8 protein-coding genes are annotated in these 10,400 nt (G+C 67.9%); all 8 read left to right on the forward strand.

Translation table 11 applies throughout. The annotated features are described in order from the left end of the window. Positions 1 to 127 precede the first annotated feature (127 nt). The 8 genes from GJ698_RS29790 to GJ698_RS29825 are packed head-to-tail and all read left to right on the forward strand — an operon-like array spanning position 128 to position 10,238. Positions 128 to 1,702: a type II and III secretion system protein family protein gene (locus tag GJ698_RS29790; protein ID WP_229260222.1), complete on the forward strand. Its 1,575-nt coding sequence runs from the start codon at positions 128 to 130 to the stop codon at positions 1,700 to 1,702. Between the two features lie 8 nt (positions 1,703 to 1,710). After that, positions 1,711 to 1,983, forward strand: coding sequence for a pilus assembly protein (locus GJ698_RS29795; protein WP_154361480.1), 273 nt, complete (start codon positions 1,711 to 1,713; stop codon positions 1,981 to 1,983). Between the two features lie 12 nt (positions 1,984 to 1,995). Then, complete coding sequence (locus GJ698_RS29800; RefSeq protein ID WP_154361481.1) at positions 1,996 to 3,162, forward strand: CpaE/TadZ family protein; 1,167 nt, start codon at positions 1,996 to 1,998, stop codon at positions 3,160 to 3,162. A gap of 23 nt (positions 3,163 to 3,185) precedes the next feature. Beyond that, on the forward strand, positions 3,186 to 4,538 hold the full coding sequence (locus GJ698_RS29805; RefSeq protein WP_154361482.1) for a TadA family conjugal transfer-associated ATPase: 1,353 nt from the start codon (positions 3,186 to 3,188) through the stop codon (positions 4,536 to 4,538). 2 nt (positions 4,539 to 4,540) lie between these two features. Beyond that, positions 4,541 to 5,515, forward strand: a complete 975-nt coding sequence (locus GJ698_RS29810) for a type II secretion system F family protein (protein WP_154361483.1) — start codon at positions 4,541 to 4,543, stop codon at positions 5,513 to 5,515. A 10-nt stretch (positions 5,516 to 5,525) separates the two neighbouring features. Beyond that, a complete protein-coding gene (locus GJ698_RS29815) occupies positions 5,526 to 6,464 on the forward strand; it encodes a type II secretion system F family protein (protein WP_154361484.1) in 939 nt (312 codons plus the stop codon). A gap of 17 nt (positions 6,465 to 6,481) precedes the next feature. Further along, positions 6,482 to 8,416: an Ig-like domain-containing protein gene (locus GJ698_RS29820; protein ID WP_154361485.1), complete on the forward strand. Its 1,935-nt coding sequence runs from the start codon at positions 6,482 to 6,484 to the stop codon at positions 8,414 to 8,416. A gap of 46 nt (positions 8,417 to 8,462) precedes the next feature. Beyond that, positions 8,463 to 10,238 carry a methyl-accepting chemotaxis protein gene (locus tag GJ698_RS29825; RefSeq protein WP_154361486.1) on the forward strand — a complete coding sequence of 592 codons (1,776 nt, stop codon included), beginning with the start codon at positions 8,463 to 8,465 and terminating at the stop codon, positions 10,236 to 10,238. Positions 10,239 to 10,400 lie beyond the last annotated feature (162 nt).

Raw genomic sequence — 10,400 nt, forward strand, 5'->3', positions numbered from 1 at the left:
GGCGCCGGTGGCCGCCGCGCCGGCGCCGCGTCCGCTGCCGCGCGTGGAACGCAACAGCGACAAGGTGGAAGTCATCAAAGGTCTGGAACGTAGTTCACAACAATTTTAAGCAACCGGAGAACGCGACTTGAGCCACGTATCCTTTACGCCACTGCACGTCCTGCCGCTGCGGGCCGCCGCCCTCGCGGTTCTGCTGAGCGCCGCGGCGCCGGCCACTTTCGCGGTCCAGCCGGCCAAGCCGGCCGCCGCCGCGACGCCGGCCGTGGAAATGGCCAAGGAGGTCACGCTATCCACCGGCAAGTCGTCGCTGATGCGCCTGCCCTTCCCGGCCGCGCGCGTGGCGGTGGGCGACGCCAAGATCGCCGACGTCATCCTGCTCAACCCGAGCGAGATCTACATGCTGGGCAAGGCCACCGGCTCGACCAACCTGATCGTCTGGAACCGCGCCAACCAGGCCAGCGTCATCGACATCACGGTCGGCCTCGATGTCGGCGGCCTGCGCCAGCAGTTCGCCGAGCTGTTCCCGAACGAGCGCGACATCCGCATCACCGTCTCCGGCAATTCGCTGATCCTGTCCGGCACCGTGGCCGATTCGGTGCGGGCGGCGCAGATCGTCTCGGTGGCCAGCGCCTACCTGTCGCGCAACGCGCGCAGCGGCAACCAGGGCAGCTCGGCCGGACCGGACGCCGCCGCGCAGGCGGCGCAGAACGCCAGCGGCACCGGCGCCCCGAGCGCCGCCTCCGGCGCGGCAGCGGGCGCCGCCTACCAACAGGCGATGGACCCGATGTCCGGCCTGTCGCAAGGCGGCGGCAACGGCCGCGTGGTCAACATGCTGGCGGTGGCCGCGCCGCAGCAGGTGATGCTGGAAGTGAAGATCGCCGAAGTGTCGAAAACGCTGGTCGACCAGCTGGGCGCCAGCGTCGGCCTGAACGGCTCGCGCGGCAGCTGGACCTACACCATGCTGTCCAATCTGCTGAGCGGCAATCCGAGCAAGGTCGACGCCTTCAACAATAAAAGCGGCAAGTTCGTCACGCTGGATGCGCAGAAGAACGACGGCCTGATCAAGGTGCTGGCCGAACCGACGGTGATGGCCATCAGCGGCCAGGAAGCCAGCTTCCTGGCCGGCGGCAAGATCTTCATCCCGGTGGCGCAGACCGGCACCGGCAGCAACAACCAGGTCACGCTGGAAGAGAAGGAATACGGCATCGCCGTGCGCTTCACGCCAACCGTGCTCGACGGCGGCCGCATCAACCTGCGGGTGACGCCGGAGGTGTCCGAGCTGAACCGCGAAGGCATCGGCATCACCGCCAGCGGCAGCACCGCCACCTCGATCCTGCCGTCGTTCACCACGCGCCGCGCCAGCACCACGGTGCAGCTGTTCGACGGCCAGAGTTTCGCCATCGGCGGCCTGATCAAGAACAACGTCACCAGCAGCATCAAGGCCTTCCCCGGCCTGGGCGAAATCCCTATCCTCGGTGCGCTGTTCCGCAGCAGCGATTTCCAGAGCGACCGCACCGAGCTGGTGTTCATCGTCACGCCGCACCTGGCGCAACCGCTGCCGCCGAATCCGAAGCTGCCGACCGACGACTACGTCCAGCCGAACCGTTTCGACTTTTTCCTGAACGGCAAGCTGGAAGGCAGCAGCCCGCCGCCAGCGACGACAGCGCCCGCGCCAACGCCCGCGCCGGCCGGCAACCCATAGGAGGCGCCATGCGAACACTCACCATCCTGCTCGCCGCCCTTGCCACGCTGACGCTGGGCGCCTGCGCCACCAGCCCGCGCTACGACCGCCAGTTCGGCAGCAGCGTGCGGCTGATGCAGGCCCAGCAGACCCTGAATCCGGAAGCCAGCCGCAACCGCAGCCCGGTCAACGGCCTCGACCCGCAAGCGGCGGCGGCGGCCTACCAGAACTACCAGCAGTCTTTCAGCACCAAGGAAGACCAGAGCGGCGCCTTCAGCATCGGCGTCGGCGGCAAACGCTAAGGAGCGGCACACTTGAAGATCACCGTCATATCCCGCGACGAACGGCAACTGGCAGACCTGATGCGCCTGCTGCGCGCGCGCTCGTCCTCCGATGAAATCGATCACCTGATCGGCAACGTGGCGCGCACCGCGACGCTGAGCGACGAGCAGATGCCCGACGTGCTGATCATCGACCGCCCGCAGTCGGCCGACGAAGACCTGGAGCACCTGGAACGCTTCTCGGCCCAGCATCCCAACATCGCCTGCGTGGCGCTGTGCGTCGACCAGGACCCGCAATTCCTGCTGCAGGCGATGCGCGCCGGCGTGCGCGAGGTGCTGCCGTCGCCGGTGACCAGCAGCACGCTGTATCCGGCCATGGAACGCATCGCCGAGAAGCTGGAACGGCGCGGCCAGACCAGCGGCAAGGTGCTGGCCTTCATCTCCTGCAAGGGCGGCAGCGGCGCCACCTTCCTGGCCACCAACCTCGGCTACGCGCTGGCCGCCAGCGGCAAGCAGCGGGTGGCGCTGATCGACATGAACCTGCAATTCGGCGACGCCTCGCTGTTCGTCTCCGACCACAAGCCGCTGGCCACGCTGAGCGACGTGGCGCAGCAGATCCACCGCCTCGACCCCTCGTTCCTGACCTCGTCGATGCTGAGCATCACGCCCAACTACGGCGTGCTGGCGGCGCCGTCCGATCCGGCCCACGCCAACGACGTCAAGCCCGACCACATCGACGCCATCCTCAAGCTGGCCCGGCGCCAGTACGACTTCGTGCTGCTGGACGTCGGCCGCAGCCTGGACGCGGTCAGCATCCGCGCGCTGGACCACGCCGACATGATCTTCCCTATCCTGCAGACCACGCTGCCCTATATCCGCGACAGCAAGCGCCTGCTCAACGTATTCCGCTCGCTGGAATACGGCAAGGAAAAGATCCAGCTGATCGTCAACCGCCACGACAAGAACAGCGAAATCCGTTTGAAGGATCTGGAAAGCGCCTTCGACGCCGAGATCGCTTTTACGATCCCCAACAACTACGATTCGGCGGCCGCCTCGGTCAACCAGGGCGTGCCGGTGCTGCAACTGGAACCGAACGCGCCGCTGAGCCAGTCGCTGGCCGAACTGGCGCGCAAGCTGAGCGGCGAAGCGGCGCCGGTGCAGCAAAGCGGCTGGCTGGGCAAGCTGATGTCGCGTAAATAAGCGCGTAAAGAAAAGGAAGCATCATGAGTACCCCTGTGTCATTGCGTGAACGCCTGGAAAACACCGACATCCGCGGCTCCGGCCAGCGCACGCAAGGCGGCATCGACAACCGCGCCTACCAGAAGCTCAAGCAGCGCCTGCACGCGGCGCTGCTCGACCGCGTCGACCTGGAAAGCATGCAGCGCCTGAACCAGGACCAGATCCGCGTCGAGCTGCGCAACCTGGTCGAGAAGCTGCTGGAAGAAGACGCGGTAGTCATCAACGACGCCGAGCGCAAGACGCTGACGCGCGACATCCAGAACGAGATGCTGGGCTTCGGCCCGCTGGAACCGCTGCTGGAAGACCCGACCGTGTCGGACATCCTGGTCAACACCTACCGCCAGATCTATGTCGAGCGGCGCGGCAAGCTGGAGCTGACCGACGTCACCTTCAGCGACGACGCCCACCTGATGAAGATCATCGACAAGATCGTCTCGCGCGTCGGCCGCCGCATCGACGAATCGAGCCCGATGGTCGACGCCCGTCTGCCGGACGGTTCGCGGGTCAACGCCATCATCCCGCCGCTGGCGATCGACGGCCCCATCATGTCGATCCGGCGTTTCTCGGCCGACCCGCTGCGGCTGGCCGACCTGGTGGCCTACGGCAGCATGACGGCCGACATGGCCGAAGTGCTGCAAGGGCTGGGCAAGGCCAAGGTCAACATCGTCATCTCTGGCGGCACGGGTTCCGGCAAGACCACCATGCTGAACGTGATTTCCGGCTTCATCAATCCCACCGAACGCATCGTCACCATCGAGGACGCGGCCGAGCTGCAGCTGCAGCAGCCGCACGTGGTGCGCCTGGAAACGCGGCCGCCCAACATCGAGGGCAAGGGCGAGGTCACGCAGCGCGCGCTGGTGCGCAATGCGCTGCGGATGCGGCCCGACCGCATCATCCTCGGCGAGGTGCGCGGCGCCGAGGCGCTGGACATGCTGGGCGCGATGAACACCGGCCACGAAGGCTCGATGGCCACCATCCACGCCAACACGCCGCGCGACGGCCTGACCCGGCTGGAGAACATGGTGTCGATGGCGGCCGCCAGCCTGCCGACCAAGGCCATGCGCCAGCAGATCAGCTCCGCCGTCGGCGTGGTGATCCAGGTGTCGCGCCTGACCGACGGCAAGCGCAAGGTGATGTCGATCCAGGAAGTGACCGGCATGGAAGGCGAAATCATCACCATGCAGGAAATCTTCTTCTTCAAGCAGACCGGCCTCGGCGACGACGGCAAGGTGCTGGGCCACCACACCGCCACCGGCATCCGTCCGCGCTTCATCGAGCGGCTGCGCAACTTCGGCGTCAACATCGGTTCGACCGTGTTCGATCCGGCGGGGCACTGACCATGGACCTGCGGCTGCTGCTATTCGTTGTGCTGATCTTCGCCGCCGTGGCGCTGATGGTGTGGGGCGTCTACACCAGCTGGAACGCGGCGCGCGGCCCCGAGGCCGAACGCATCGCGCGCCGGCTGCGCAACGCCATCGGCGACAGCGGCAGCGAGCTGGCGGTGTCGATCACCAAGGAGCGCACGCTGGCGCAGGACGCCGGCATGCAGGAATTCCTCGGCAAGCTGCCCGGCATCCAGAAACTCGACCGGCTGCTGCTGCAAACCGGGCGCGGCATGAGCGCGGCGCAGCTGACCGCGCTGATGGGCGGCTGCTTCCTGATCGGCTTCATCCTCGCCAGCGCGCTGGCCCTGCCGTGGTTCGGCCGCCTGCTGCTGGGCGCGGCGGTGGCGGCGCTGCCGGTGCTGGAGGCCGCGCGCGCCAAGCGCAAGCGCATCCTGCGCATCGAATCGCTGCTGCCGGACGCGCTCGACATGATGGGCCGCGCCATGCGCGCCGGCCACGCCTTCCCCACCGCGCTGAAGATGGTGGGCGAGGAAATTCCCGATCCGCTCGGCGCCGAATTCCGCATCGTCTTCGACGAGGTGAATTTCGGCGTGTCGATGCCGGACGCGCTGATGAACCTGGCGCTGCGCGTGCCCAGCACCGACCTGCGCTACTTCGTCATCGCCGTGCTGATCCAGCGCGAAACGGGCGGCAACCTGACCGACCTGCTGTCGTCGATCAGCGCCATCATCCGCGACCGCCTCAAGCTGCTGGGCCAGGTGAAGGTGATGTCGGCCGAGGGCCGCATGTCGGCCTGGGTGCTGGGACTGATGCCGTTTGCCGTCGGCGGCCTGGTGTCGATGGTCAATCCCGGCTCCTTGCAGATCCTGTTCACCGATCCGGGCGGCCGCAAGATGCTGGGCGTGGCGGCCGGGCTGATGGTGATCGGCATGCTGGCGATCCGCAAGATCACCACCATCCGCATCTGAGGAGCGCGCCATGACCATCATCCAGATCATGTTCCTGCTGGTTGTCTTCATCGCCGTGTTCGGCGGCGTGGTGCTGGCGATCCGCCTGTTCACCGTCAACCCGGTCAAGGACCGGCTGGAAGCGCTGCACGACCGCAGCCAGGTGACGCGCAAGGGCGGCAAGTGGATCGAAGCGATCGTCAACCTGGCGGCGCCGCTGGCCAAGCTGTCGCTGCCCACCGAAGGCTGGGAAAACTCGCCGGTGCGGATGCGCTTCATCAACGCCGGCTGGCGCACGCCGTCGACGCCGGGCCTGTTCTTCGCCGGCAAGACCGGGCTGGCGGTGCTGCTGCCGCTGATCGTGTTCCTGTACATGAGCAGCAAGGCGGTGGCCACCGACGGCAACGTCAAGATGTTCTGGATGGTGGTGGCCGGCGGCTTCGGCTACTACATGCCCAACTTCGTGCTGAACCACGTGGTGAAGACACGCCAGCGCGACATCTTCGAATCCTTCCCCGACGCGCTCGACCTGATGACGGTGTGCGTCGAGGCCGGCCTGGCGATGGACGCCGCGCTGGCCCGCGTGGCCAACGAGATCGGCCTGAAAAGCGTGGTGCTGGCCGAGGAGATGCAGCTGGTGACGCTGGAACTGCGCGCCGGCAGCGCCAAGGACAAGGCGCTGCGCAACCTGGCGCTGCGCACCGGCGTCGAGGACGTCGACGCGCTGGTGACCATGCTGATCCAGGCCGACCGCTTCGGCACCAGCATCGCCGATTCGCTGCGCGTGCAGTCCGAACAATTGCGCACCAAGCGCCGCCAGCGTGCCGAGGAGCACGCGGCCAAGATCTCGCTGAAGCTGCTGTTTCCGCTGATCTTCTTCATTTTTCCCAGCCTGCTGGTAGTGCTGCTCGGTCCGGCGATGCTGAACCTGTACCGCAATCTGCTGCCCGCCATGGCCGGAGCCAATTGACCACCCCTGGAGTAACTATGACATCGCGACGGATCGACTGCTTTACCCGTTATTTGCTGGCCCTGTTGTGCGCCGTGTTGCTTGCCGCCTGCGGTGGCGGCGGCGGCAGCAACGGCGGCTGCACCACCATCGATCCCAACCGCGACAGCAGCCTGCCCGGCTGCGGCACAGGTACAGGAACCGGCACCACCGGCAAGGCCGCCGTCACGCTGACCGTCACCGACAGCAGCGGCGCGGCGCTGACCACGCTGGCGCCGGGCAGCAGCGCCACCCTGAGCGCCGTGCTGAAAGACGCCAACAACGCGGTCGTGCCCAACACCCTGGTGACCTTCACCAGCACCGACAAGAACGCCGTGTTCTCGGCGGCCGGCGGCGCCATCGTCACCGACGGCAACGGCAAGGCCACGGTGCAGCTCAGCCCCGGCGCCGCCACCACCGCCGGCAGCTATGTGATCACCGCCACCGGCAGCGTGGCCGGCGCCGCCGTGACCGCCAGCGCCAACTACACGGTCGGCTCGGCGCCGACCGCCACCGCCAGCCAGCTGACCTTTGTCTCGGCGCTGCCGCAGAATATCGCGCTGAAGGGCACCGGCGGCGCCGGCCGCCAGGAAAGCGCCACCATCACCTTCAAGGTGCTGGACGCCAGCGGCAATCCGGTGGCCGGCCAGCAGGTCAGCTTTGCGCTCAACACCACCGTCGGCGGCATCACGCTGACGCCGGCCAGCGCCGTCAGCGCCGCGGGCGGCCTGGTCACCACCACGGTGGCGTCCGGCACCGTCAATACGCCGGTGCGCGTGACCGCCACGCTGAACGGCAGCGTCAGCACCCTGTCCGACCAGCTGGTGGTGTCGACCGGCGTGCCGGAGCAGAACAGCTTCACGCTCAGCGCCGTGATCCGCAACGTCGAGGGCGGCCAGTACAACGGCTGCACCGCGCCGACCGGCACCACCGTCACCGCGCGCCTGGCCGACCACTTCCACAATCCGGCGCCGGACGGCACCGCCGTCAGCTTCACCGCCGAGGGCGGCAGCATCGACGCTTCCTGCCTGACCGGCCTGACCACCACCACGCTGACCGACGGCTCCGTCATCACGCAGAAAGGCACGCCGGGCGAATGCACGGTGCGCTACTGCGCCGGCAATCCGCGGCCGGCCGACGGCCGCGTCACCGTGCTGGCCTACGCGCTGGGCGAGGAAAGCTTCACCGATACCAATGGCAACAACCGCTATGACGCCGGCGAACCGTACACCGACCTGGGCGATCCGTTCCGCAACGACCGCGCCGTCACCGACGCCAACGCCAACGGCATCGACGACGCCTTCACCACCGGCAACGCGGTGCGCGCCAGCGGCGAGCAGTACATCGATTCCAACGGCAACAGCAACTGGGACCAGAGCGGCAATGGCGTCTACAACGGCGTGCTGCAAACCACGCCCAACATCAGCGGCAGCAACACGGTGCACGTGCGCCAGTCCATGGTGATGGTGCTGTCCAACAGCACCGCCGCCGTCAGCCTGCTGAGCACCGCCAGCGGCGCCGGCACACTGGCGCTCGACCACTGCACCGACGGCACCGCGTTCGCCAACACCACGCACACCTACAGCTTCGCCATCCGCGACAACAACCCGACGGTGTTCGCGCCCAACCGCCGCAGCGCACACAGCGGCGATCCGCTGTGGCTGTTCGACCGTCCCGGCAATCCGCTGCCGGCCGGCACCCAGATCAGCTTTGCCACCTCGAACGGCATCTTGCAAACGCCGGCCAGCATCACCGTGGCCAACACCAGCAGCGCCGATTCCAGCGCCTGGGTCTACAACGTGTCGTTGATCAGCGACGCCAGCCAGAACGCCGGCCTGGTGTGCAGCAACGTGCTGGGCAGCGGCTTGCTCAACATCACCGTGACCACGCCCAACGGCACGATCACACAATTCAGCTACCCGGTGACGGACTAGCGCCTTCGCCGCGGCTGCGGCGACTCAACAGCAGGGAGAACTGGCTATGCGCTTCGCAGACTTGGGCATCACCCGCAAACTGTACCTCGGCTTCGGCGCCGTGGTCCTGATCCTGGCGATTCTGCTGGGAACCGCCTACACCAATTTCTCCCGGCTGGCGCAAGCCAACGGCTGGAACAACCACACGCATGAGGTGATGGCCGAAACCCAGGCCATCCTGGAAAGCCTGCTCAACATGGAAACCGGCGAGCGCGGCTATGCGCTGACCGGCGAGGACGCCTCGCTGGCGCCGTTCAAGGCCGGCCAGGCGGCGTTCACCGCGCACCTGGGCAAGGCGCGCGCGCTGACTTCCGACAATCCGGCCCAGCAGGACCGGCTGCAAAAGCTTGAGCAGGCGCAGCAGGCGTGGTTCACCTCGGCGCTGCAGCCGGCGCTGGCGCTGCGCGCCAAGGCCAACGACGGCGCCAGCATCGATCCGCTGTTGCAGTTCGAGCGCGAGGGACGCGGCCGCGCCGGCATGGACGCGATGCGCACGCTGCTGTCCGACATCAGCGGCGCCGAGCAGTCGCTGATGACGCAGCGCGCCGCCGACGCGGCCTCGCTGCAAAGCCTGACCGCCAACACCCTCATCATCGGCGGCCTGCTGACCATCGCGCTGGCGGCGGTGCTGGCGTGGATACTGAGCCGCAGCATCGTCGGTCCGCTGAGCGCGGCCGTGCGCATCGCCCGCACCGTGGCCTCCGGCGACCTGACCAGCCGCATCGAGAGCCATTCCAGCGACGAGACCGGCCAGATGCTGCAGGCGCTGGGCGACATGAACCAGAGCCTGCTCAACATCGTCGGCGAGGTGCGGCAAGGCACGGACACCATCGCCACCGCCACCAGCGAGATCGCGCGCGGCAACCAGGACTTGTCGAACCGCACCGAGCAGCAGGCCAGCACGCTGGAGGAAACCGCGTCGTCGATGGAGGAACTGACCGGCACGGTGAAGCAGAACGCCGACAACGCGCGCCAGGCCAACCAGCTGGCGGCGTCGGCGTCGGCCGTGGCCAGCAAGGGCGGCGCGGTGGTGGCGCAGGTGGTCGAGACCATGCATTCGATCAGCGCGTCGTCGCAGAATATTGTGGAAATTATTTCGGTGATTGACGGCATCGCGTTCCAGACCAATATCCTGGCGCTGAATGCGGCGGTGGAGGCGGCGCGGGCCGGCGAGCAGGGACGCGGCTTTGCGGTGGTGGCGTCCGAGGTGCGTACGCTGGCGCAGCGCTCGGCGGCGGCGGCCAAGGAGATCAAGGCGCTGATCGACGATTCGGTCAGCAAGGTCGACGCCGGCAGCAAGCTGGTCGAGCAGGCCGGCAGCACCATGGAGGACATCGTCGGCAGCGTGGGACAGGTGACCGCGATCATGCAGGATATCGCGGCGGCCAGCGCCGAGCAGATTGCCGGCATCGAGCAGATCAATCATGCGATCAGCCAGATGGACAGCGTGACGCAGCAGAATGCGGCGCTGGTCGAGCAGGCGGCGGCGGCCGCCTCGGCGCTGCAGGAGCAGGCCGCCAGCCAGGCCAATGTGGTCAGCGTGTTCAAGCTCGATGCGCGGGCCTTGTCGGCGCCGGCGGCCAGGGCGGCGGCGTCAACGGCGATCGCGGCGGCGCGTGCGCCCAAGGCGGTGACCGCGGCGGCACGGGCGTCATCGTCACGGCCGGCGTCGGCATTGCCGGCCTCGGCGACGGCGGCCTCAGCGCCCGCGCGACCGGCCGCTGACAGTCCGCGCGCGCAGAGCAAGGCGGCGCCGGCGGGCGACGACTGGGAGGAATTCTGAACGGGTCGGCGCCGGCACCGTACGCGGACGGCCGCCTGCATGCGCGGCCCGACCTGCTGCGGCAAATCGCCCACCAGCGCCAGCCGGCGCTGGACGCCGGCACGCACCAGCTGTCGTTCGCCGACGGCCGCAAGGCGGTGCTGCACGTGCCGCCGCACCTGG

Origin of the sequence: Duganella aquatilis, assembly GCF_009674565.1 — a bacterium.
GTDB classification, from domain to species: domain Bacteria; phylum Pseudomonadota; class Gammaproteobacteria; order Burkholderiales; family Burkholderiaceae_D; genus Rugamonas; species Rugamonas aquatilis.

Coding starts and splice junctions, on each gene's coding strand:
- GJ698_RS29820 (WP_154361485.1), top strand. CDS start 6,482: ATGACATCGCGACGGATCGACTGCTTTACCCGTTATTTGCTGGCCCTG.
- GJ698_RS29805 (WP_154361482.1), top strand. CDS start 3,186: ATGAGTACCCCTGTGTCATTGCGTGAACGCCTGGAAAACACCGACATC.
- GJ698_RS29815 (WP_154361484.1), top strand. CDS start 5,526: ATGACCATCATCCAGATCATGTTCCTGCTGGTTGTCTTCATCGCCGTG.
- GJ698_RS29810 (WP_154361483.1), top strand. CDS start 4,541: ATGGACCTGCGGCTGCTGCTATTCGTTGTGCTGATCTTCGCCGCCGTG.
- GJ698_RS29795 (WP_154361480.1), top strand. CDS start 1,711: ATGCGAACACTCACCATCCTGCTCGCCGCCCTTGCCACGCTGACGCTG.
- GJ698_RS29825 (WP_154361486.1), top strand. CDS start 8,463: ATGCGCTTCGCAGACTTGGGCATCACCCGCAAACTGTACCTCGGCTTC.